At 66.7% G+C, this 22772-nt stretch carries 24 protein-coding genes; 16 read left to right on the top strand and 8 right to left on the bottom strand.

Going from position 1 to position 22772, the window contains the following annotated elements; all coding sequences use genetic code 11:
- Nucleotides 1–133: 133 nt before the first annotated feature.
- Both JF542_RS14735 and JF542_RS14730 read right to left on the bottom strand, forming a co-directional pair.
- Nucleotides 134–421, bottom strand: a complete 288-nt coding sequence (locus JF542_RS14735; RefSeq protein WP_007797498.1) for a hypothetical protein — start codon at nucleotides 419–421, stop codon at nucleotides 134–136.
- A gap of 150 nt (nucleotides 422–571) precedes the next feature.
- Nucleotides 572–844 carry an I78 family peptidase inhibitor gene (locus JF542_RS14730; RefSeq protein WP_242533767.1) on the bottom strand — a complete coding sequence of 91 codons (273 nt, stop codon included), beginning with the start codon at nucleotides 842–844 and terminating at the stop codon, nucleotides 572–574.
- A 381-nt stretch (nucleotides 845–1225) separates the two neighbouring features.
- Between JF542_RS14730 and JF542_RS14725 the strand changes: the two genes are divergently transcribed.
- From JF542_RS14725 to ptsP, 10 genes are all read left to right on the top strand, one after another.
- Complete coding sequence (locus tag JF542_RS14725) at nucleotides 1226–1621, top strand: hypothetical protein (RefSeq protein ID WP_007797492.1); 396 nt, start codon at nucleotides 1226–1228, stop codon at nucleotides 1619–1621.
- Between the two features lie 307 nt (nucleotides 1622–1928).
- A complete protein-coding gene (locus JF542_RS14720; RefSeq protein WP_207076377.1) occupies nucleotides 1929–2984 on the top strand; it encodes an alpha/beta hydrolase family protein in 1056 nt (351 codons plus the stop codon).
- Nucleotides 2985–3391: 407 nt separating this feature from the next.
- Nucleotides 3392–3976, top strand: a complete 585-nt coding sequence (locus JF542_RS14715; RefSeq protein ID WP_007797485.1) for an HNH endonuclease — start codon at nucleotides 3392–3394, stop codon at nucleotides 3974–3976.
- Nucleotides 3977–4063: 87 nt separating this feature from the next.
- Complete coding sequence (locus JF542_RS14710; RefSeq protein ID WP_207076376.1) at nucleotides 4064–5275, top strand: 3-deoxy-D-manno-octulosonic acid transferase; 1212 nt, start codon at nucleotides 4064–4066, stop codon at nucleotides 5273–5275.
- A gap of 38 nt (nucleotides 5276–5313) precedes the next feature.
- Nucleotides 5314–5775, top strand: coding sequence for an NUDIX hydrolase (locus JF542_RS14705; protein WP_007797479.1), 462 nt, complete (start codon nucleotides 5314–5316; stop codon nucleotides 5773–5775).
- A 60-nt stretch (nucleotides 5776–5835) separates the two neighbouring features.
- A complete protein-coding gene (locus JF542_RS14700; RefSeq protein WP_007797474.1) occupies nucleotides 5836–6270 on the top strand; it encodes a DUF1178 family protein in 435 nt (144 codons plus the stop codon).
- Complete coding sequence (locus JF542_RS14695) at nucleotides 6270–6914, top strand: SDR family oxidoreductase (RefSeq protein ID WP_007797471.1); 645 nt, start codon at nucleotides 6270–6272, stop codon at nucleotides 6912–6914. The genes JF542_RS14700 and JF542_RS14695 overlap by 1 nt, the downstream gene beginning before the upstream one ends.
- Nucleotides 6892–7350 carry an SgcJ/EcaC family oxidoreductase gene (locus JF542_RS14690; RefSeq protein WP_207076375.1) on the top strand — a complete coding sequence of 153 codons (459 nt, stop codon included), beginning with the start codon at nucleotides 6892–6894 and terminating at the stop codon, nucleotides 7348–7350. Before JF542_RS14695 ends, JF542_RS14690 begins: the two co-directional genes overlap by 23 nt.
- A gap of 110 nt (nucleotides 7351–7460) precedes the next feature.
- Nucleotides 7461–8699 carry an aspartate kinase gene (locus JF542_RS14685; RefSeq protein ID WP_007797465.1) on the top strand — a complete coding sequence of 413 codons (1239 nt, stop codon included), beginning with the start codon at nucleotides 7461–7463 and terminating at the stop codon, nucleotides 8697–8699.
- Nucleotides 8700–8748: 49 nt separating this feature from the next.
- Nucleotides 8749–10983, top strand: coding sequence for a phosphoenolpyruvate--protein phosphotransferase (gene ptsP / locus JF542_RS14680; RefSeq protein WP_007797462.1), 2235 nt, complete (start codon nucleotides 8749–8751; stop codon nucleotides 10981–10983).
- Nucleotides 10984–11331: 348 nt separating this feature from the next.
- Here ptsP and JF542_RS14675 read toward each other — a convergent pair whose 3' ends face one another.
- Nucleotides 11332–12081 carry an EcsC family protein gene (locus JF542_RS14675; RefSeq protein WP_007797458.1) on the bottom strand — a complete coding sequence of 250 codons (750 nt, stop codon included), beginning with the start codon at nucleotides 12079–12081 and terminating at the stop codon, nucleotides 11332–11334.
- Nucleotides 12082–12131: 50 nt separating this feature from the next.
- Nucleotides 12132–12668: a GNAT family N-acetyltransferase gene (locus JF542_RS14670; RefSeq protein WP_207076374.1), complete on the bottom strand. Its 537-nt coding sequence runs from the start codon at nucleotides 12666–12668 to the stop codon at nucleotides 12132–12134.
- A gap of 28 nt (nucleotides 12669–12696) precedes the next feature.
- On the opposite strand from JF542_RS14670, the gene JF542_RS14665 reads away from it, so the two are divergent.
- Nucleotides 12697–13299 carry a flavin reductase family protein gene (locus JF542_RS14665; RefSeq protein WP_207076373.1) on the top strand — a complete coding sequence of 201 codons (603 nt, stop codon included), beginning with the start codon at nucleotides 12697–12699 and terminating at the stop codon, nucleotides 13297–13299.
- 250 nt (nucleotides 13300–13549) lie between these two features.
- On the opposite strand, the gene JF542_RS14660 is transcribed toward JF542_RS14665, so the two are convergent.
- Nucleotides 13550–15178: a SulP family inorganic anion transporter gene (locus JF542_RS14660; RefSeq protein ID WP_007797448.1), complete on the bottom strand. Its 1629-nt coding sequence runs from the start codon at nucleotides 15176–15178 to the stop codon at nucleotides 13550–13552.
- A gap of 251 nt (nucleotides 15179–15429) precedes the next feature.
- Here JF542_RS14660 and JF542_RS14655 point away from each other — a divergent pair, with 251 nt between their 5' ends.
- Complete coding sequence (locus JF542_RS14655) at nucleotides 15430–16305, top strand: S-methyl-5'-thioadenosine phosphorylase (protein WP_207076372.1); 876 nt, start codon at nucleotides 15430–15432, stop codon at nucleotides 16303–16305.
- A 15-nt stretch (nucleotides 16306–16320) separates the two neighbouring features.
- Here JF542_RS14655 and JF542_RS14650 read toward each other — a convergent pair whose 3' ends face one another.
- Both JF542_RS14650 and JF542_RS14645 read right to left on the bottom strand, forming a co-directional pair.
- Nucleotides 16321–17049: a hypothetical protein gene (locus JF542_RS14650; protein WP_207076371.1), complete on the bottom strand. Its 729-nt coding sequence runs from the start codon at nucleotides 17047–17049 to the stop codon at nucleotides 16321–16323.
- A 4-nt stretch (nucleotides 17050–17053) separates the two neighbouring features.
- Complete coding sequence (locus JF542_RS14645; RefSeq protein WP_207076370.1) at nucleotides 17054–17230, bottom strand: hypothetical protein; 177 nt, start codon at nucleotides 17228–17230, stop codon at nucleotides 17054–17056.
- Between the two features lie 245 nt (nucleotides 17231–17475).
- On the opposite strand from JF542_RS14645, the gene JF542_RS14640 reads away from it, so the two are divergent.
- Both JF542_RS14640 and JF542_RS14635 read left to right on the top strand, forming a co-directional pair.
- Nucleotides 17476–18099 (top strand): LysE family translocator, encoded by a 624-nt coding sequence (locus JF542_RS14640; protein WP_207076369.1) that lies wholly within the window; start codon nucleotides 17476–17478, stop codon nucleotides 18097–18099.
- Nucleotides 18100–18106: 7 nt separating this feature from the next.
- Nucleotides 18107–18646 carry an adenine phosphoribosyltransferase gene (locus JF542_RS14635; RefSeq protein ID WP_242533766.1) on the top strand — a complete coding sequence of 180 codons (540 nt, stop codon included), beginning with the start codon at nucleotides 18107–18109 and terminating at the stop codon, nucleotides 18644–18646.
- 252 nt (nucleotides 18647–18898) lie between these two features.
- On the opposite strand, the gene phaZ is transcribed toward JF542_RS14635, so the two are convergent.
- Nucleotides 18899–20158, bottom strand: coding sequence for a polyhydroxyalkanoate depolymerase (gene phaZ, locus JF542_RS14630; RefSeq protein WP_007797437.1), 1260 nt, complete (start codon nucleotides 20156–20158; stop codon nucleotides 18899–18901).
- Nucleotides 20159–20320: 162 nt separating this feature from the next.
- Between phaZ and JF542_RS14625 the strand changes: the two genes are divergently transcribed.
- Together JF542_RS14625 and JF542_RS14620 are read left to right on the top strand one after the other, a co-directional pair.
- Nucleotides 20321–22114, top strand: a complete 1794-nt coding sequence (locus JF542_RS14625; RefSeq protein WP_207076368.1) for a PHA/PHB synthase family protein — start codon at nucleotides 20321–20323, stop codon at nucleotides 22112–22114.
- Between the two features lie 132 nt (nucleotides 22115–22246).
- A complete protein-coding gene (locus JF542_RS14620; RefSeq protein ID WP_007797431.1) occupies nucleotides 22247–22693 on the top strand; it encodes a phasin, PhaP in 447 nt (148 codons plus the stop codon).
- The last annotated feature ends 79 nt before the right edge of the window (nucleotides 22694–22772 follow it).

The following is a 22772-nucleotide window of genomic DNA, read 5'->3' as shown; positions in this document are numbered from 1 at the left end:
CGCAGAATGGACCGGGATTGGTAAACGGGCCATTAAAGCGCGCCCCATACCGGGCCGGGACGGACAGAAAAAAGCCCCCTCCACCTGTGGGCGAAGGGGGCTTTGATGTGCCTTACGTCCGGGGGACGCGGGATCAGCTGTCGTCCGACGGCGGGTTCACCTCGACGGTCGGCAGTTCGATCTGGGCTTCCTCGGTGTCGACATCGACGTCGACATCCGGAACTTCCACGGTCTCGGTGGTGGTGCCGGTCTCGATCGAGCCGACCTCGGCGTCGACCTCGGGCAACTCACCGCCCTCGACCGAGACGTCCACATCGGGCAGCGCGCCCTCGTCGGTCACGTCGAAATCGATCATGTAGGAGCCGATGGCGATCACGGCGACGGCAACGGCGGCAACGGCGATAACGGGTCCGGTTTTCATATCGGATATCCTTCTGTCTGGTCTCTGTTCCGCGGGGCGCTCACGTCCCCGTTATTGACCAGACAACCCACCGTGACAGCGTTTGGTTCCGCCGCCTGGCGGCACGAACCGGCGGATTGGCGCCGGGTCACGCGCGCGACATGAAGCCGCTCAGCCGCAGTAGAGGCGCAGGATGATGCCGTCGTCGTCGGTCTCGATGTTGAGGCGATCCTCGAGGAAATCCATCGTCGCCGGCTGGCCCTCCTTGAGCACCCTCACGACCTTGTCCGCGGGCAGGGTCACGGCGGCCACGTTCGTGCCGACCAGGCTGCTGTACCCGGACATGCCGCAGGTGTCCGCAGGATCGCCTGTGGCCGGGGTCTCTTCTGCCATGCAGGCCGAAAGCGGCAGCGCTGCCAGCGCCATGAGGGCGATGTATTTCATCGTCATTTCTCCTTCTGCGAGGGCCGCGCCCCCTATTGAGCATCCTGCCTCCGGGCTGCCGAGTACGCGGCCTGGCGCACGGGCTCCGGTTGATCTCGGACCGCCGGGCCCGCTCTGACCGATGAACGAGCGGTTCGGCCCTCGGCTCATGACTATCCCGGCGCGCGTCGCCGCGTCGAGGATGAAACGCAGACAGTTGGCGCTTCCGTCGCGGCCCTGCCCAATGGCGCGCATGCCATGACGCGGCATGGCGGGGGCCAATGACCCGATGCCGGCGCGCGACAGCTTTCGGCGTGGCGGACGGCGATCGTGGCCAGTTTGATAGTCACCTGTTTGATATGAGACAATCGACGCGCTCGCCTTCCGGTATATGGTGGTGCCATGAGACTCACTGCTGCCATTCCCCTGATCGGGCTGCTTGCCCTCTCCGCCTGCGCCACCCCGCGCGAAGCCTGCATCCGCGACGCCGCCGCGCCGTGGCGCTCTGCCGTGTCCGAACGCAGCAGGATCGCGCAGGATCTTGCCCGCGGCTACACCTACAAGACCGAGTTTCGGCAGGTCGAACGACAGAGATGGTGCCGCAGCGGCGGCGGGATCTATCCCTGCTGGACCACCGACACACAGCCGGTGACACGCCGCATCCCGGTCGATGCCGAGGCGCTGCAGGCGCGCGATGCCGAACTTGCCAAAGCCATCCCCGCCCTGCGCAAGGCCGCCGAAACCGACGTGGCACAATGTCAGGCCACCTATCCCGAAGAGGCCACCCCACCGGGCTGACCTCGGCGCTCCACCGGGGAGCTAGGGGCCCAGGCTCAACCGCGAGCGTGCGTCGTTCGCGCCGATGGTGTCAGGGCCGGCCCTCCAGGCGCCACCAAACCCGCATGTGGAGCCCCCCACATCGCCCTGCCCTGCGTATCAGGGGCGGTGTCCGTGATCGGGCTGGCCAACGCGACGCAGCCATCCATCGGGGCTCGCGCGAGTGGCTGTTTTGCAGAGAACGCCGCTGTCGGACTTGGCGGATGCCGTCACATACACTACCGGTTGTCCAAGAACAGATTACTCGCCAGTCCCTTGGAGCCTCAGCATGACCTCGATGACACGATTGATTGGCCTCGGCGCTATGATTGTCATCGCATCGTGCGGCCAGTTGCTCGCGGCCGACGGCCTCGCTGGCATGGAGAAACGTTCGGTCGTGTCTGATGAACGCGAGCCCGATCTGGATGTGACGATCTGGTATCCTGCCGCCGAGGGCGGCGAGACCGTGACGCTGGGTGAGAACATTTTCTTCGAGGGAACCGAGGCCCGACAGGGGGCGCCGATACGCGACGGCACATTCCCTATCGTCCTGTTGTCCCACGGAGCGGGCCTAGCGGGCCGGGCCGAGGCGATGAGCTGGATCGCGGCGCCACTGGCCGAGGACGGCTTTATCGTCGTCGCCCCGACGCATCCCGGAAACACCGGCAGGGATCGGTCGGCAGAAGAGACCATGAAGCTCTGGCTCCGGCCATCCGACCTTTCGCAAGCGCTCGACGCGATCGGGAAGGACCCAACCTTCCATCCGCATGTTGCAAGCGATCGGATCGGGGTTCTGGGCCTGTCGATGGGTGGCAACAGCGCCCTGTCCACGGTCGGGGCTAGGCTCGATCCCGAGCTTTTTGCCGGCTATTGCGACACCGGCGAAAGCAATCCCTCCCTGTGCAGCTGGGTGCAGCAGAGCGGGGTCGATCTCCACGCGATGGACAAGTCGCTCGTCGGACGCGACAACAGCGACCCCCGGGTGCGTTTCGCCATGGCCATCGACCCCGCGCCGGCTGATATCTTCGCCCCGTCATCGCTTGCCGACATCTCGGTCCCTGTGTCCATCGTGAACCTCGGCCCCCCTTCCGAGATCCCGGAGACCCTTCGGGCATCGGGTATCGCGAAGGCAATGCCTCGCGCGGACTACCAAGTGGTCGAAGACGCCAGCCATGCGTCGATGTTTGCGGAATGCAAACCGAACGCTGCCGAGATTGCGCTGGAGGAAGGCATCGAGGATCCGATCTGCACCGATGGCGAGGGCGCCTCTCGGGCGGCAATCCATCGACAGCTGATCGAGATGACCATTGCAGCGTTTCGCAAGTCATTGGGCGGCGAGGGCTGATCCTCATCGGAACGCGGCGCGACCTGACGGACAAGCGGTGCAGTCGATGATGCGCCGTGATCGGCCTGTCCACCCGGTGTCCGTAGAGGGCTCGAGACAGCCGATCACCGCGCGCAGCCCAAACGGCAGCTTCGGATGACGCCGCAGCCCCGAGAGACGGCCCCCAAGGTCCATGCGCGCGAGCCAGCCCTCTGCTCCAGTCCAAGGATGCCCCCGCACCGGCGGCGCTTACCGCCCGCAACTGCCTGTCATATGAGCTTTACGAAAACAGGGTAGCCAAGAGCCCGACACCGCATATTGCGAGGCTTGCCAGAGGGCAAACGCGAGATATAGTGGTTGAAGACTGGGGCGGGCTGTCCCGCTCTGGTGCTTCGAACGGGCAGTCAGGGCAGGGAACGAGTCACTCCATGGACGGCAATTTCAGAACGCATTTCGTCAGGGAACCATCGGCGCTGAAGCAGCATCCGGCGCTGGTGCTCAACGCGGATTACAGGCCTCTTTCCTATTACCCGCTATCGCTCTGGCCCTGGCAGGAAGCGGTGAAGGCGGCCTTCCTCGACAGGGTCGACATCATCGCCGAATACGACGAGGAGGTCCGAAGCCCCTCGATGACGCTCAGGATCCCGAGCGTCGTGGTGCTGAAAGATTACGTAAAACCGAGAAAGCGCGTGGCCTTCACGCGCTTTAATCTTTTTCTGAGGGACGAATTCTGCTGCCAGTATTGCGGCTCGAAGGGCGAACTGACCTTCGACCACGTGGTGCCACGCGCCGCCGGGGGCGTCACCAGCTGGGAGAACGTGGTCGCCGCCTGCGCGCCCTGCAACCTCCGCAAGGGCTCGAAATCGCTGCGCAAGGCCAACATGTCGCTGCGCAAGATCCCGCGCCAGCCCGGCGCCTCCGAGCTGATGAATGTCGGCCGCAAGTTCCCGCCCAATCACCTGCATGACAGCTGGATCGACTTTCTCTACTGGGACGCCGAGCTCGAGGCCTGAGCGCCCCGCAAACCTCTGCCGCTTGCCTCGCGGCGCGGCCCGTCCTAAGCCCCGCGCGGGCGCCGCCGGGCGTCGGAAAGGGGTGCCATGCTGCTCTATCGCCTGATCGTCTCGATCTTTGCCACGTTCGTGCTGGCGCGTCTCGTGCTGCGCCGCGACTGGACCGCCCTGCGCCAGCGGCTGGCCCGAAGCCCCGCCCGGCCCGGACCGCATCTCTGGCTGCACGCCGCCTCGAACGGTGAGCTGGCTTCGGCCAAGCCGCTGATCGCCGCGCTGCAGGAGGCCCGGCCCGACCTGCCGCTGCTCGTGACCTGCAATTCCGAGGGCGGCGTGGCGCTGGCCGAAAGCTGGGGCCTGCCCGCGCGGCTGGCGCCGCTGGATCTTGGATGGGTGGCCCGGCGGATGCATCGCGACTGGGACGTGCGGGCGCATGTCACGCTGGAATCCGAGCTCTGGCCCAATCGCATCCACACCTGCCCCGGCCCGGTCTTCGTGATCGGCGGCCGACTGAGCGAGGGCACCGCCAAGGGCTGGCGCCTGTTCGGAAGGCTGCTGCCGGGGGTGCTGGGCCGGCTGAGCTATGTCTCGGCGCAGGATGCCGGCTCGCTGGAGCGTTACCTCGCTGCCGGACTGCCGCTGGCGGCCGCCGGGCCGGTGCTGAACCTCAAGGAGTTCTATGCCCCTGATCCACGCCGAGATGCCGCGCTGACCGCCGGTTTCGATCGGACACACACGTGGCTTGCCGCCTCGACCCACGAGGGCGAGGAAGAGATCGTGCTGGCGGCGCACAAGCTGGCGCAGGCGCGTGAACCCGAGCTGCGGTTGATCCTCGCGCCGCGTCACCCCAAGCGCGGCGATGCGGTCGAGCGGCTGATCCGCGAGGCCGGGCTGAGCTGCGCGCGCCGCAGCAAGGGAGAGGCGCCGGAGGGTTGCGAGGTCTACCTTGCCGACACGCTGGGCGAGATGGGGCTGCTCTACCCGCTTGCGGGACGGTTGTTCATCGGCGGCACGCTGACGGATCGCGGCGGGCACACGCCGTTCGAACCCGCAGCCTATGCCACCGCCCTGCTGCACGGGCCCGACGTGGCCAACCACGCCGCGCCGTTTGCCCGGCTCGCCGCCGCCCACGCCGCCATCGAGGTGACCGATGCGACGGCGCTGGCCGATGCCCTCACCCGGCTCGCCGCGTCCGAGCGGCAGGACGCACTTGGGCGGGCTGCTCAGGAAACCCTCCAGCCGGCCACCGACATGGCGCAACTCGTCGCTGCGATCACGCAACGGCTGGACCCGCCCGAGTAGCGGATGCATGGTCGCTGAGACTCAGAAGAAGCGACATCATGCCCAACGCCTCGGTCCGCAAGGTCCTGAAGACCCCCCGCATCAAGAAGATCCGCCGCCTGCAATATGCGGCGCTGTGCTACCGGCTGAACGGCGGCAAGGTGCAGATCCTGATGATCACCAGCCATAGCGGGCATCGCTGGACGATCCCAAAGGGCTGGCCGATGAGCGGCCGCAAGCCAGAGGAGACCGCCGCCCGCGAGGCTTGGGAAGAGGCCGGCGTCAAGGGCAAGGCCACCGACAACTGCATCGGCGGCTTTGCCTATCGCAAACGCTCGAACCCGCAGCCGCATTTCGCGCTGGTCTTTCCGGTCAAGGTGCGCAAGCTCGAAAAGCGCTTTCCCGAGCGCGGCGAGCGCAAGCGCCGCTGGGTGAGCCGCAGAAAAGCCGCCTCGATGGTCAAGGAAAAGGAGCTCGCAAAGCTTCTGGAGCGCTTCGACCCCGCCGCGCTTGGACGGTAGTTCGGCTTGATATTCCTGCCCGAACGACTAGGTATTACAGTGTAATCCCGGAAAAATAAGATGATCCAGTATTCTCTCAGATGCGCGCAGGACCATCGCTTCGACAGCTGGTTCCAGTCCGCGAGCGCCTTCGACAAGCTGCACGCCGCCGGCATGGTGAGCTGTGCCGTCTGCGGCTCCACAGAGGTCGAGAAGGAGCTCATGGCGCCGCGCGTCAACGTGGGCAGCGAGAAGGCGAGGACCGCGCCAGAGGCGCCGCTCTCTGCCCCGGCCAATCCGGCCGAGCAGGCCCTGAAGGAGCTGCGCAAGGAGATCGAGAAGAGCTCCGACTACGTCGGTCGCGACTTTGCCCGCGAGGCCCGCGCCATGCATTCCGGCGACGCCCCGGCGCGCTCGATCTGGGGCGAGACCCGTGGAGACGAAGCCAAGAAGCTGATCGAAGAAGGCGTCCCCGTCGCCCCCCTGCCCTTCCTGCCGACGCGGAAATCGAACTGATGCGCGCCCTGATCACCGGCGCCAACCGCGGCATCGGCGCGGCGCTCTCCTTCGAGCTGGCCTCGCGGGGCTGCGATGTCATCGGCACTGCCCGCAGCGGCGATGGGCTCGAGACCCTCGACGTGACCGATCCGGCCTCGGTCGCCGCCCTGGCCGAGCGCCTCGACGGTGTCGCGCTCGAGGCGCTGGTCTGCAACGCGGGCGTCTATCTCGACAAGGGCCAGCCGCTCGAGGGCGGCTACCCCGCCGCGATGTGGGCCGAGAGTTTCGCCGCCAACGTCACCGGCGTGTTCCTGACCGTTCAGGCGCTGCTGCCGCATCTGCGCCGGGGCGCCACGCCGCGCATCATGATCATCTCGTCGCAGATGGCCTCGCACACCCGCGCGCCGGGCGGCAGCTACATCTACCGCGCCTCAAAGGCCGCGGCACTGAATCTCGGCCGCAACCTCGCCGTCGACCTCAAGCCCGAGGGCATCGCGGTGGGCATCTACCATCCCGGCTGGGTGCAGACCGACATGGGCGGCACCGCCGCCGAGATCACCCCCGCGGAAGCCGCCACCGGCCTCGCCGACCGGCTGCAGGCGCTGAGCCTCGAGACCACCGGCTGCTTCGAGACCTGGGATGGCCGCGCCCATCCCTACTGAGCCGCAGCACTTCCCCGCCGCGTTCGCCCGCGCCTGGGCCAGCCGCGAGGGCGCACAGATCGCTGCGCTGTTCACCGAGGATGCCGATTTCGTCAACGTCACCGGGCTCTGGTGGACCGGGCGCGACGCCATTGCCAAGCCCCACGATTACGCGCTCAAGAGCTTCTTCGCCGAGACAGAGCTGCGCCCGGGCCGCATCAAGACTCGGCGGCTCGGCCCCGACCACGCGGTGGTGCGCTGCCGCTTCACCCTCAGCGGCCAGCGCGGGCCCGATGGCGGCACTGCCGGGCCGCGCCAGACCATCCTCGTCTTCGTGCTGCAACGTGGGGCCGAGGGCTGGCGTGCGGTGACGGCGCAGAACACCGACGTCGTCCCGGGCAAGGAGACCCATGTCAACGACGGCAGGCTGCAGGCGGTGGACTATCGCCGCCGGTGAGCGACGTGCGCGGTGCCCCGGCACCCCAGCCCCAAGCGCTTGAGCCTCTTGCGCGAAACGCTGCCTGCGCGTAAACCGCGCCTGATTCAAGGCCATCCGGGGAAACTCCCATGCCCGTTCTCGTGATGAAATTCGGCGGCACGTCCGTGGCAACGCTCGATCGTATCCGCCGCGCTGCCAAACGCGTCGGCGTCGAGGTGGCCAAGGGCTACGACGTGATCGTGATCGTCTCGGCCATGTCCGGCGAGACCAACAAGCTCGTGGGCTATGTCGAAGAGACATCGCCGCTGTTCGACGCGCGCGAATATGACGCCGTGGTAAGCTCGGGCGAGAATGTCACCGCCGGCCTGATGGCCATGACTCTTCAGGAAATGGACGTCCCCGCGCGCAGCTGGCAGGGCTGGCAGGTGCCGCTCAACACCACCAGCGCCCACAGCGCGGCCCGCATCGTCGACATCCCCACCGACAACATCACCCGCAAGTTCGGCGAGGGCATGCGGGTGGCCGTGGTCGCGGGTTTCCAGGGCATCTCGCCCGAGGGCCGCATCACCACGCTGGGCCGTGGCGGCTCGGACACCACCGCCGTCGCCTTCGCCGCCGCCTTCGAGGCCGAGCGCTGCGACATCTACACCGATGTCGACGGGGTCTACACCACCGATCCGCGAATCTGCGACAAGGCCCGCAAGCTCGACCGCATCGCGTTCGAGGAGATGCTCGAGCTGGCCTCTCTCGGGGCCAAGGTTCTGCAGACCCGCTCGGTCGAGCTGGCGATGCGCTACAATGTGAAGCTGCGGGTGCTCTCGAGCTTCGAGGAACAATCCGACGAGGCCGGCACGCTGGTCTGCGACGAGGAGGAAATCATGGAACTGAACGTTGTCTCCGGGGTCGCCCATTCCCGCGACGAAGCCAAGATGACCCTGATCTCGGTCGCCGACCGTCCGGGCATCGCCGCCGCCATCTTCACCCCGCTCTCCGAGGCCGGCGTGAATGTCGACATGATCGTGCAGAACATTTCGGAAGATGGCCGCACCGACATGACCTTCTCCTGCCCCACCAACCAGGTGGCGCGCGCGGAAGAGGCGCTGAAGAAGTCCAAGGACGCCGGCGACATCAATTTCCACGACCTCGTGGCCGACACCGACGTCTGCAAGATCTCGGTGGTTGGCATCGGGATGCGCTCGCATACCGGCGTGGCCGCGAAGATGTTCAAGGTGCTGTCCGACGAGGGCATCAACATCCGCGTCATTACAACTTCCGAGATCAAGATTTCTGTCCTAATCGACCGGAAATACATGGAACTCGCTGTTCAGGCACTGCATGATGCCTTCGAACTGGAGAAGGCGGCCTGAGAGTATCCCGGGTCGTCCTGATATTGCGACGGGGACAGGTCTGATCACCATGCCGGACGGCACGGAAAGCGAAAGCCGCAAGCTGCTTGGCCGGCTCCGCGACACCATGGCCGAAGAAGCGGCCGGGCAGGAGCGGCTGGACAAGATCACGCATCTGACGGCGGATTCGATGGGCACCGAAGTGTGCTCCATCTATCTGTTCCGTGACGAGCAGACGCTCGAGCTCTGCGCCACCGAGGGCCTGAAGCAGGAAGCGGTGCACCACACCCGGATGAAGCTCGGCGAGGGCCTTGTGGGCCGCGTCGCGCGCACCGGGCAGATGGTCAACACCGCTGACGCGCCCTCGGAGCGTGGCTTCCGTTACATGCCCGAGACCGGCGAGGAGATCTATTCGAGCTTCCTCGGCCTGCCGATCCAGCGGCTCGGAGAGAAGCTCGGCGTGCTGGTGGTGCAGACCAAGGACAAGCGCGAGTTCACCTCCGACGAGATCTATGCGCTGGAAGTGGTGGCGATGGTGCTGGCCGAGATGGCCGAGCTTGGTGCCTTCATCGGCGAGGGCGCGGCGCTCAAGGCGCGCCACACCCAGCCGGCGATGATCCGCGGCATCACCGGACAGGAAGGCACCGCCGAGGGCCATGTCTGGCTGCACGAGCCGCGCGTCGTGGTCACCAACCTCGTCACCGACGATCCCCAGCGCGAGCGCGACCGGCTCGAAGCCGCCGTCGAGGAGTTGCGCGTCAGCGTCGACGAGATGCTCGAGGGCGCCAGCGGCGAGCAGCTCGAGGTGCTCGAAGCGTATCGCATGTTCGCCAACTCCAAGGGCTGGCGCGCCCGCATGGAGGAGGACATCGATCGCGGTCTCTCCGCCGAGGCGGCGGTCGAGAAGGAGCAATCCGTGGCCCGCGCCCGCATGAGCCAGGTCGCCGATCCCTACCTGCGCGAGCGGCTGCACGATCTCGACGACTTGTCGAACCGGCTGCTGCGAATCCTCACAGGTCAGGGCCGCGAAACCGGCGCCGAGATGCCCGCCGATCCGATCCTGGTGGCCCGCAACATCGGCCCCGGCGAGCTGCTGGACTACGGTCGCAGCCTGAAGGGCCTGGTGCTCGAGGAGGGCTCCGTCGGCAGCCATGCGGCAATCGTGGCGCGGGCACTGGCGATCCCTCTGGTGATCCATGCCGGTCGCGTCACCAACGAGGCGCTGAACGGGGATCACATCATGGTCGATGGCGATCAGGGGCTGGTCCACCTGCGCCCCGATGACAGCGTGGTCACCGCGTTCCGCGACAAGATCGCGATGCAGGCGCAGGCGCAGGAACGCTACGCCTCGATCCGCAAGAAGCCGGCGATCTCGCTCTGCGGCAGGCGTGTGCACCTGCTGATGAATGCCGGGCTGCTGGCCGACCTGCCCTCGCTGCCGACCTCCGGCGCAGAAGGCGTGGGGCTGTTCCGAACCGAGCTGCAGTTCCTGATCCGCAACCAGATGCCGCGCCGCACCGAGCTCGTCGAGGTCTACAAGCGGGTGATGGATTCCGCCGGTGACAAGCCGGTGGTGTTCCGCACGCTCGACATCGGCTCGGACAAGGTGCTGCCCTACATGAAGCCCACCGACGAGCCCAACCCGGCGCTCGGTTGGCGGGCGATCCGCGTCGGGCTCGACAAGCCCGGCGTCATGCGGATGCAGATCCAGGCCCTGCTGCGCGCCTCCGGCGGGCGGCCGCTGTCGGTGATGTTCCCCTTCGTCGCGCAATACGAGGAATTCCGAGCCGCGCGTGCCGAGGTCGAGAAGGCCCTCGCCATCGAACGCAAGCTCGGCCACGCGGTCCCCGAGAAGGTCACCATCGGCACCATGCTCGAGACCCCGAGCCTCGCCTATGCCTCGAAGAAATTCTTCGAGGATGTCGAGTTCATCTCGATCGGTGGCAACGACCTCAAGCAGTTCTTCTTCGCCGCCGACCGCGAGAACGAGCGTGTGCGGCGGCGCTACGACACGCTCAATGTCAGCTTCCTGACCTTCCTCGAGCAGATCGTGCAGCGCTGTTCCGAGACCGGTACGCCGCTGAGCTTCTGCGGCGAAGATGCCGGCCGGCCCATCGAGGCGGTCTGCCTCGCCGCCATCGGCCTGCACCGCCTGTCGATGCGCCCGGCCTCCATCGGGCCGGTGAAGAGCCTGATCATGCGCACCGATCTCGATGCGCTCTATGACGTGATCTGTGACGCGCGCGAGCGCGGTGAGCAATCGGTCCGCGAGTCGGTTCTCGAATACCTGCGCTGGAACGGCTGAGCCGGGCCGCCAGCCCCGGTCGCGCCCTCCCCGCGCCGTTTGCCCGGGCCCATCACCCCGTGCGCAGGCCGTGCCCCGTTCATCCCCGTCGCCGCCGGGCTTTGGAAAAGCGCCCAACCAGATGATCGCTCTGGTCGGACGCCCCCTCGATCATGGACGCGCCGTGCGCCGTTCTGGCCACAGACACTTCCCGCACATTCTGCGCGGGACCGGCCCCAAGGCGAGCAGGGTCCACAAGACCGCCGGCACCAGCTGAACATCCCGCAGCCCGCACCTTCGCCAGAGCGCCGAGCGGACCGGCTTTGCCGCCCCGCCTGCCCTGACTAGCGCCGAAACCCGAAAAAGTGGTTAACCCCGGCGCATCTCGGCGCGCAGCGCGTCGACCAGCGCGGCGCGTTCCTGACCGCTGTCGCGCGCCAGCTTCAGCAGGCCGAAATGCACGAAGGCCATCTGCTGGTAGTAGCTGGTATAGGCGAAGTTCGTCGCCGCCCCTGCCGCCGCCCCGAGCACCGGCACGGTCTGCGCCGCGAGCTTCTGGCCCATCACCGCCGCCAGCTTCGGCGAGACGCTCCGGATCAGCCCGTGCACCGTGGTGCCGGTCAGCGTGACCCGTGCCGACAGGAACCCCATGTCGGCGCCATCGTCATGCTCGAGCGGGCCCGCCGCGCCGAACACCACCAGGCACTCGCGCCGGATCTCGGGATCGTTCGGATCAAAGCCGTGCTCTGCGGCGATGCCCTGGATGGCGCGCAGCAGCACCGTCGTGGTCACCGGCAGCTCGGCCAGCGCCGTCGGCAGCCCCCCGGCCCCGCCAGCCGCGCCCATGGCGGTGGTCAGCGCGGTGTTGAGCCAGCTCTTCTGGTCCGGCACCACCCCGCGCGACCCGGCGGCGGCGCGCATCGCCGTCTCGAGCGCCCGTTCGGTGGCGGTCTCGAGCCGGTCCTTGACCTTGTCGGGCAACCGCTCGAGCAGGTTCTCGGCCTGCCCGCCGATGATGTTGAGCACCTGTAACCCCACGCCCCCCGCCGAGCGGTAGCGGCGCGCGAGCGCGGCGATCTCCTTGCTGGTGTCCACGGCGACAAGCTCCGTTCCGGTCATGGCGGCCCTTCCTTCTCTTCCAAGAGAAGATCGGTGCTCGGCGCCGGAAATCAAGCGTAACGGGTGACCTCACCGGCCACGCCCTGCAAGGCGCCGGGCACCAGCTCGAGCCCGAGGATCCGCTCGGGATTGGTGGGCGGCGGCATCTCGACTCCGCTCAGATGCCCGAACCCGAAGCGCCTGTAATAGGGCTCGTCGCCCACCAGAAGCACCCGCGACCATTCCAGCGCCCGGGCGCGTTCGACGGTGTCACGGATCAGCGCCGCGCCCAGCCCTTCGCCCTGCGCCGTGGGGTGCACCGCCACCGGCCCCAGCAGCAGCGCGTGCCAGTGCCCGATGCGCACCGGCCAGTAACGGATCGCACCGCCGAGGATGCCGCTCTCATCGCGCGCCACCCGGCACAGCTCGGCCACCGGCGGCACGTCGTCGCGCAGGCGGTAGGACGAGAGCAGCGTCCGCCCGGGGGCAAAGCTCAGGTCGTAGAGCGCCTCGACCTCCCACCAGTCCCCCGGCTTTTCCTGTGACAGCGTGAACAGCGCCGCTTCTCCCGTGCATTCATCCGCGATCCGGCCTATCTGTTTCAGCATATAGCTGCAAACAGTTGAGAGGACAGCAATGTTCTACCGCCCAGAGGATGGCCACGGCCTGCCCCACAACCCGTTCAACGCCATCGTCACGCCACGCCCGATCGGCTGGATCTCGACCCGTGGCGCGATGGGCGACAATCTCGCGCCCTACAGCTTCTTCAATGCAGTGGCCTATGTGCCGCCGCAGGTGATGTTCTCCTCGACCTCCACCAAGGACGATCGCGGCGACACCAAGGACAGCGTCGCCCAGCTGCGCGAGACCGGCACGTTCTGCGTCAACATCGTCGAGTTCGCCATGCGCGACGCGATGAACCTGACCTCCGGTCCCTGGGAGGCGGGCAAGGACGAGTTCGAACTGGCCGGGCTCGAGAAGGCCGAATGCGAGACCATCGACTGCCCGCGCGTGGCCGCGGCACCGGCGGCACTGGAATGCAGGGTCGTGGAGATCGTCAAGCTGCCGGGCGCGGCCAATTTCGTCACCTTCGGAGAGGTCACCGGCGTGCATCTCCGCGACGATTGCCTCGTCGACGGGCGCTTCGACGTGACCACCTTCCAGCCGCTGACCCGGCTTGGCTACCGCGACTACTCGGTGATCCGCGAGGTCTTCGAGCTCAAACGTCCCGGCGAATGACACCTCCGGCCTGAGCGCGCGCCCGCCCGCCACAGGCCCGGCCCCGCCCCTTCTCTACGTCGACAAATACTCCGGGGGAGTCCGCGCCTCGCGCGGACGGGGGCAGCGCCCCCGAAACGGCCCTCGCCACAAGCCCCCACTGCCGGCAGACCATAGACCGCAACCAAACGGGGCGCGCACCGCAAGGTGCGCGCCCCCCTGGCGACGCGGGCGTAGCCCGCGGCGCAATCCCTCGCAACAGCAGCGGCGCTCAGTGCCCGCCAAGGATCCCCGTGCGCACGTGGTAATCCACCGCCAGCGCGTAATCGGGGTCGTCGTCGCTGTCGACCATCAGGTGCCCGGCCTTGCTCAGCAGCCGATGACAGTCGCGCGACAGGTGGCGCAGCTGCAGACGCTTGCCGGCGGCCTCGTATTTCGCCGCCATCGCCTCGATCGCCTGCAGCGCCGACTGGTCGACCACCCGGCTGTCGGCGAAATCGACGATCACCGTCTGCGGATCCTCGGCCACGTTGAAGATCTCGGCAAAGCCCTCGGCGGAGCCGAAGAACAGCGGCCCCTGCACCTGGTAGACCTTGGCCCCCTCGGGCGTGGTGTAGCTGCGCGCGTGGATGCGGCGGGCGTTGTTCCAGGCATAGGCCAGCGCCGAGACGATGACCCCCACGACCACCGCCACGGCGAGGTCCTCGTAGACCGTCACCACGGTCACCAGCACGATGACGAAGGCGTCGATCAGCGGCACGCGGAACAGGATCCGGAGCGAGTTCCACGCGAAGGTGCCGATCACCACCATGAACATCACGCCGACCAGCGCCGCCAGTGGGATCAGCTCGATCAGTGGCGAGGCGAAGAGGATGAAGCTCAGCAGGAACAGCGCCGCGGCGATACCGGCGATGCGGGTGCGGCCGCCGGAATTCACGTTGATCATCGACTGGCCGATCATCGCACAGCCGCCCATGCCGCCGAAGAACCCGGTGACGGTGTTGGCCGCGCCCTGGGCGATGCATTCCTGGCTCGCGCCACCGCGCTGGCCGGTCATCTCGCCCACGAGGTTGAGCGTCAGCAGGCTCTCGATCAGGCCGATGGCGGCGAGGATCACCGCGTAAGGCAGAATGATCTCGAGCGTTTCCCAGGTCAGCGGCACCGCCGGGATATGGAAGGCCGGCAGCCCCCCCTGGATCGAGGCCAGGTCGCCGACCCGCGGCGTGTCGAGCCCCAGCGCGATCACCAGCACCGCGGTGACGGCGATGCCCGCCAGCGGCGCGGGGATGATCTTTGTGAGCTTCGGCAGCAGCCAGATCACCGCCATGGTCAGCGCCACCAGCGCCAGCATCAGGTAGAGCGGCATGCCGCTGAGCCACTCGCCACCCGACGTGCCATGCCCCGAGACCTCGGCGCTGCCCGGCACCTTGAACTGCGTGAGCTGGGCCATGAAGATCACGATGGCCAGCCCGTTGACGAAGCCCAGCATCACCGGGTGCGGCACCAGCCGGATGAACTTGCCCCAGTGCATGACCCCGGCAAAGATCTGCAGGATGCCCATCAGCACCACGGTGGCAAAGAGGTATTCCACCCCGTGATCGGCCACCAGCGCCACCATGACCACCGCAAGCGCGCCCGTCGCGCCCGAGATCATCCCCGGCCGGCCGCCGATCACGGCGGTGATCAGCCCGACCATGAAGGCGGCGTAGAGCCCGACCAGCGGGTGCACGCCGGCGACGAAGGCGAAGGCCACCGCCTCGGGCACCAGGGCAAGCGCCACCGTGAGCCCCGACAGCACGTCGGTCTTGATCTGGCCCGGCGTCAGCCGGGTGGTGGGGGCGATGCTGAGATCGGGCATCGAGATGCGTCTGGCGTACCGTGCCAGGAGGGCCTTTGCCATGAGTCTGTCCTGTTGCTTTGCTGCTGCGCGTCTGCGCGGATACTGCAGCGCGGCGAAAATTGCCAGCGTTTCGACCCGCAGAGCCGCGTCTGTACCGGTCTGCGGCCGATTTCGCAGCGGCGCAGTCGATCACGCGAGCCTGCGCGCCTTGCCTGCGAGACGCAGGCCCCCGCCACTCCGCCCCGCCCTTTCCATCTGCGCCAGCCGGGTGCACTCTGTCGCAAAGGACGCGGCAATGGCACGGAGGCCCCATGAGCAACACCATGATCGGCGTGATCGGCGGATCCGGGGTCTACGATCTCGACACGCTCGAGGACAAGCGCTGGCAGGCGGTCGAGACGCCCTGGGGCGCGCCCTCGGACGAGATCCTGACCGGAACGCTCGACGGCGTTCCCATGGCCTTCCTGCCGCGTCACGGCCGGGGCCATGTCCATAGCCCCTCCTCGGTGCCATACCGCGCCAATATCGACGCGCTGAAACGGCTCGGCGTCACCGACGTGATCTCTGTCTCCGCCTGCGGCTCGTTCCGCGAGGAGATGGCGCCGGGAGATTTCGTCGTCGTCGATCAATTCATCGACCGGACATTCGCACGCGAGAAGAGCTTTTTCGGGCAGGGCTGCGTCGCGCATGTCTCGCTCGCCCACCCGACCTGCCCGCGGCTCGGCGCGGCCTGCCTGGGCGCCGCGCGCGAGGCCGGCATCACCGTGCATGACGGCGGCACCTACCTCGCCATGGAAGGCCCGCAATTCTCCACCCTGGCGGAATCGCGCATGTATCGCGACAGCTGGGGCGCCGACGTGATCGGCATGACCAACATGCCCGAGGCCAAGCTCGCCCGCGAGGCCGAGCTCTGCTACGCCTCGGTCGCCATGGTCACCGATTACGACAGCTGGCACCCCGAGCACGGCGCCGTCGAGGTCTCGGACATCGTGCGCGTCCTCACCGGCAACGCCGAGAAGGCGCGGCGCCTTGTCGGGCGCTTGCCTGCCCATCTCGGCCCCTCACGCGCGCCCTGCCCGCATGGCTGCGACCGGGCACTCGACCACGCGCTGCTCACCGCGCCCGGGCACAGGGACCCCGCGCTCCTGAAACGGCTCGACGCGGTGGCCGGGCGGGTGCTGGGCTGAGCCCCTGTCTTCGCCTCAGGGCAGCGGCACCTCTCGGATCAGGCCGACCTTGGCCCGCGCCACCACGTCGAGGGTGAAGCCGCTCGCCCCTGCGCAGCTGCCCCCGGTCGGCGCAATGGCGCCCCGGTTCAGATCCGGGCAGGCAGCGGCGAAGCGCTCGGGCTCGCTGAACAGAAGAGGATCGGACTGGAAGCTCACGCCGACCGTGTTGCGGCTCAGGCTCGAATCCTCGCGCAGCCGGGTTTCGACCAGCGACTTGATGACGATGCAGGCGGTTTTCTTACGCTCGACCACCGCAGTCACCACGTCGCAGAAGCAATCAGAGCGGATCCGGCTCTGCGGGCTGCCTTCGATCCGGCTCACCTCGCCGGTGAAGGACAGCCCGGTGAGCGAGGCCGCGGTCACGGGCGCCTCGCCCGAGCCGAGCCCGAAGATCTCCTTCGAGCGGCGCGCGAAGGCAAAGACCTTTTCCTCGGCAGCGTCGAGCACATTGTAATAGCGCGACCGTATCTCGCTGTTGGGCGACTGATCCGGGCTGAGCTCCACCGAGCAGAGCAACGCCTCGATGCGCGTCCCGTCCGGCGACAGCGCCACGATGTCGCCGGCCTCGAGAGGCTCGTTGCCAAGATGGCGCTGCATCTCGTTCTTGATCGAAACATCCATCTTGCTCACCCCGGTCAGCAGGGCGAAACAGACCACGAGAAAGGCTGTGAGGCCAATGGCGGTCATCACCGGCTTGACCATCGGCTCAGCCCCCGATCTTCGGGCAGCACACGCCCGGACCGCATTCGTAGTGGCTCGCCGGGCACACGGTCGGCGCAGGCGGCGGCGCAGGGATCGTCGGTGTGGGCTGGGCCTGCAGGGCTGCGCTGGTGCTGCCGACGAAAGCGGCGGCAGCCAGGCCGGCACGGATGAAGGCTGTCATCGTCAATACTCCGGGTCAAAAAATGCAATTGGCGTTGTGAATACCCCATAAAATAGCGCGTTTTGCAGATTCGCTCAACTCAGGGGTTATCTCGCCGTTCCGAAGCGCCAGTCAGCGCGCGTCGGGTGGCAGATCCCGACCTGCTGTGCGGCATCTGCGGGACAGTCGCAGGCGCCATCCAGCATCCCTGTTGTCAGGCCGTGCGCAAGGCGACACTCTGCGCGCAACCAAGGATTTCCATTGCGATGCCCCTCGATCTCTGGCTGACCTTCGTTGCCGCCTCGACCGCGCTGTTGCTGATCCCCGGCCCGACAGTACTGCTGGTTCTGTCCTACGCACTCTCCAAGGGCCGCTCCGTCGCCGTGGCCTCGGCCACCGGCGTGGCCCTCGGAGACCTGACAGCCATGTCGCTGTCGCTTGCCGGGCTCGGCGCGCTGGTGATGGCCTCGGCAACGCTTTTCACCGCGCTGAAATGGATCGGCGCCGCCTATCTCGTCTGGCTCGGCATCAAGCTGCTGCGCTCTGCCCCGAAGGACGGGCTTGCCCTGCCCGGCACCGAGGTCACCGCGCGGGGCGTGTTCACACACGCCGCCGCGGTGACGGCGCTCAACCCCAAGAGCATCGCCTTCTTCATCGCCTTCGTCCCGCAATTCCTGACGCCCTCGGCGCCCCTGCTGCCGCAATTCGCGATCCTCGTGACCACCTTCGTCAGCCTCGCCGCAGTCAACGCGCTGGCCTACGCGTTTGCCGCCGACCGGCTGCGCGCCGCCATCGCCCGCCCCTCCGTCATCGCCTGGCTGACCCGCGCCGGCGGCGCCGCGCTGATCGGCATGGGGCTTTTCACCGCCACCCTCCGCCGCAGCGCCTGAGAGAGACATGATCCAGCAAAAACAGGTCCAGGACTACATCCGCGCCATCGTCGACTTCCCGCATGAAGGCATCATCTTCCGCGACGTGACCACGCTCTTCGCCGACCCGCGGGGCTTTCGCATGGCGGTCGACCAGCTGCTGCACCCCTATGCCGGCATGCGCTTCGACAAGGTGGTCGGGCTCGAGGCCCGCGGCTTCATCCTCGGCGGCGCGGTGGCCCACCAGCTCTCCGCCGGCTTCGTGCCGATCCGCAAGAAGGGCAAGCTGCCCGGGGCCGTGATCTCCGAGGCCTATACGCTGGAATACGGTGAGGCGGTGGTCGAGATCCACGACGACGCCATCCTGCCCGGCGAGCGCATCCTGCTGGTTGACGACCTGCTCGCCACCGGTGGCACCGCCGAGGCCGGCATCAAGCTGGTGGAGCGGTTGGGCGGCGAGATCATCGGCTGCGCCTTCATCATCGACCTGCCCGATCTCGGCGGCCGCGCCCGGCTCGACGCCATGGGCATGGATGTGCACGCGCTCTGTGCCTTCGAAGGGCTCTGACCACCGGGCGCCCGGGCCTTGGCCAAGGCCGCAGCATTTGTGAGTATTTGGGACGTAGAGAAGATCAGGCGCGGCGCCCTGCCCTTCTCTTCGTCGAAAATACTCCGGGGAGCGTGAGGGGCTGGCCCCTCACCGGCCTGTCCCTCTCCACAGGCACCAGCGTCCGTCGGAGACGTCATGGCCCCAGACGCACCGAGGCCCCCGCACCAGCGGGGGCCGAGATACACTGTGCGCCGCAGGCGCACCACCAGATCAGGCTGCGTTGGCGGCGCTGCGCGGCTTGCCGGCATTGGCGTCGATGAACTCGAGCACCAGCGGGCGGATGTTGTTGCGCCAGCTCTTGCCGGCGAAGATGCCGTAATGGCCCGCGCCCGGCTCGAGATGCGCCGCCTTCTTCGCATCCGACAGCCCGGTGCAGAGATCCAGCGCCGCGACGCATTGGCCCGGGGCCGAGATGTCGTCATTGGCGCCCTCGACGGTCTTCACCGCCACGTCGGTGATCTTGCCGATATCGACCTGCTTGCCGTCGACCATGAACCGGTTCTCGGCGATCTCTCCGTTCTTGAAGATCCGCTCCACCGTCGAGAGGTAGAACTCCGCCGGCATGTCCATCACCGCGAGATACTCGTCGTAGAAGCGGTTGTGGGCGTCGTGATCGGACGCCTCGCCGCGGGTCACCCGCAGGATCTGGTCGTTGAACGCCTTGGAGTGACGCTCGGCGTTCATCGCCATGAACGAGGTCAGCTGAAGCAGGCCGGGATAGACCAGACGGCCCACGCCCTTGTACTTGAAGCCCACGCGCTGAATCATCGATTCCTCGAGCTGGCCCATGGTCACGCGGTGGCCGAAATCGGTCACCTCGGTGGGGGTCGCGTTGGGATCGATCGGGCCGCCGATCAGGGTCAGCGTGCGCGGCTGCGCCTTGGGATCGAGCTCGGCCAGGTAGGCGGTTGCGGCCAGCGTCAGCGGGGCCGGCTGGCAGACCGCGATGACGTTGGTTTCGGGGCCCATGTGGCGCATGAACTCCATCAGGTAGAGCGTGTAGTCCTCGATATCGAATTTGCCGCAGCTCACCGGGATATCGCGGGCGTTCTTCCAGTCGGTGACATAGACTTCGGCGTCCGGGATCAGCGAGATCACTGTCGAGCGCAGCAGCGTCGCGTAGTGGCCCGACATCGGCGCCACCAGCAGGATCTTGCGCGCCTTCTCCTCGCGGCCCAGCACGTTGAAATGAATGAGGTTGCCGAAGGGCTTCTCGAGCACCGTCTCCTTCTGCACGAGGTGATCCTTGCCGTCGTTGCAGGTGATGGTGCGGATACCCCAGCTTGGCTTGACCACCATGCGCTCGTAGCTGCGCTCGGCCACTTCGCCCCAGGCCGCCATCCAGGTCAGCGCCGGGTTCGGCATCGCCGCGAAGGCCGGGTAGGATGCCATCGCCTTGGCGGTGGCACCGAGCCATTGATTGGTGTTGCGAAGGGATTCCATCAGGTCGTAGGTCGCCATGAATCGCATGAACGAAGTCTCCTGTCTCGTGACACGCCCAAGCGTTCAGAGCCCCGGCTGCCCCCTCCTTTGCAGCCCGGACCGCTTCGACGTCAAATGAATTCGCCGCTTTGCCATCGGCTGCAGCGCCGTTATCGTTCTGGATAAGGAAGATAGGGGGGATTCGAGCACATGACAACAAAAGCCACGGTGATCAGCCCTGAACGCGAGAAACTCGACACCAATCTCGTGAAGATCGAGGAACTGTCGCAGCGCCTGATCGAGGCGCTGGCACAGCGCAAGCCGATCAACCCGGCCCTGCACGGCCCCGAGCCGCTGCTCTACGCGCAGGCGATGCAGGCCTACTGGCAGGACTGGATGAACAACCCGGCCAAGGTGTTCGAACAACAGGTCGGCTACTGGGGCAAGTCCCTGAGCCACTTTCTCGAAGCCCAGAAGGCGCTGAGCGAGGGCCGCCTCGCCCCGCCCGAGGATACCGGCCCCTCCGACAAGCGCTTCAAGAACCCGCTCTGGGACAGCCACCCCTATTTCAACTTCATCAAGCAGCAGTACCTGATCAACGCCGACGCGATCCGCAACGCGGTCGACGAGATCGAGGAGATGGATCCGCAGGAAAAGCGCCGGCTGCGCTATTTCGCCCAGCAGATCACCGACATGATGGCGCCGACCAATTTCTTCGCCACCAACCCCGACGCGCTCCAGAAGGCGGTGGAAACCGAGGGCGACAGCCTCGTCAAGGGGCTCGAGAACCTGGTCGCGGATCTCGAGGCCAACAATGGCGAGCTGGTGGTGCGGCTGGTCGACGAGGAGGCCTTCGAGGTCGGCGGCAACATCGCCACTGCCGAGGGCAAGGTGGTCTGGCGCAACCGGATGATGGAGCTGATCCAGTATTCCCCCACCACCGATCAGGTGCGTGAGACCCCGCTGGTGATCTTCCCGCCGTGGATCAACAAGTTCTACATCCTCGACCTCAAGCCGCAGAACAGCCTGATCCGCTACATCGTCGACCAGGGCTACACGCTGTTCGTGGTGAGCTGGGTCAATGCCGACGAAAGCTACCGCGATGTCGGGCTCGAGGATTACATCGAGGACGGCTACCTCACCGCGATGCGCGTGGTGCGCGAGATCTGCGGCGTCGACCGGCTCAACGTGGTGGGCTACTGCATCGCCGGCACCACTCTGGCGCTCACGCTGTCGCTGCTGAAGAAGCGCGGCGACAAGCAGATCAAGTCCGCCACCTTCTTCACTGCCCTCACCGATTTCAGCGATCAGGGCGAGTTCGTGCCGTTCCTGCAGAACGATTTCGTCGACGGCATCGAGAAGGAGATCGAGGCCAGCGGCATCCTCAAGAGCTTCATCATGTCGCGCACCTTCTCGTTCCTGCGCTCGACCGACCTGATCTACACGCCCGCGATCCGTTCCTACATGATGGGCGAGACGCCACCGGCCTTCGACCTGCTCTACTGGAACGGCGACGGCGCGAACCTGCCGGGGCGGATGACGATGCAGTACCTGCGCGGGCTTTGCCAGCGCAACGAATTCGCCGAAGGCCGGTTCGAGCTGATGGGCGAGACGCTCGACGTTCGGGACGTCGACGTGCCGTTGATGTCGGTCACCGCAGAGACCGATCATATCGCCGCCTGGAAGGACTGTTACCGGGGCGTGCAGAAGATGGGCTCGCGCTCGAAGACCTTCGTGCTCTCGGAGTCGGGCCATATCGCCGGCATCGTGAACCCGCCCAGCAAGAAGAAATACGGCCACTACCTGAACCCCGACCTCAAGCTCTCGGCCCCCGAATGGCGCGAGAGCGCCGATTATCACGAGGGCAGCTGGTGGCCGGTCTGGGACGCATGGCTGCGCAAGCGCTCGGGCAAGATGGTCCCCGCGCGCGCGGTCGGCGATTCGGAGCATCCGCCGCTCTGCGACGCGCCCGGCGCATATGTACAGGTCAAAGCCAACCAGTAAGTGCGCACAACTGCTGGGTTATGCTGCATTGCAGAAATTACCCTTGAAATGCTGCACCGCAGCATGCATATTGGAGTCAGCCGATGAATGCGGGGGGTGGGCCCCCGAGGCAGACAGACAGGAATTTTTGAAATGGCCGCCAAGACGCAAGACTACACCGCCATGATGAAAGACATGATGGGCGCCTTCCCCGTGGACACCAAAGCCATGGACGAAGCGTTCAAGACCACCGCGACGCTGAACGAGAAGCTCTCGGCCGTGGCTCTGGAAGCCGCCGAGAAGTCGACCGAGATCTCCGCCAAGTGGACCAAGGACACGCTGACCAAGCTGGCCGACATGTCCAAGGTGAAGAAAGAGCCGGCGGACTACGCCAAGGCGATGACCGATTTCGCGTCCGCTCAGGCCGAGGTTGCTGCCGAGAACATGGCCGCCTACGCCGAGATCGCGAAGAAGGTCCAGATGGACACCGTGGAACTGATGATGGCCGCCGGCAAGGACTTCTCTGAAGACGCCACCGCCGCCATGAAGAAGGCCACCGACGACATGACCGCGGCTGCCCAGAAGGCAACCTCGAAGTAATCGAACATCCGGCCCTTTCGGGGGCCGGGCCGGAATTGCGCCCCTCTCCTCCCAAACCGGCGCAATGACGTGGGGCGGG

The sequence above is a fragment of the Salipiger bermudensis genome (genome assembly GCF_017309175.1).
Lineage (GTDB): Bacteria > Pseudomonadota > Alphaproteobacteria > Rhodobacterales > Rhodobacteraceae > Salipiger > Salipiger bermudensis.
Note: the sequence above shows the minus strand (reverse complement) of the source record. Positions and strands in the feature narration are given on the sequence as shown.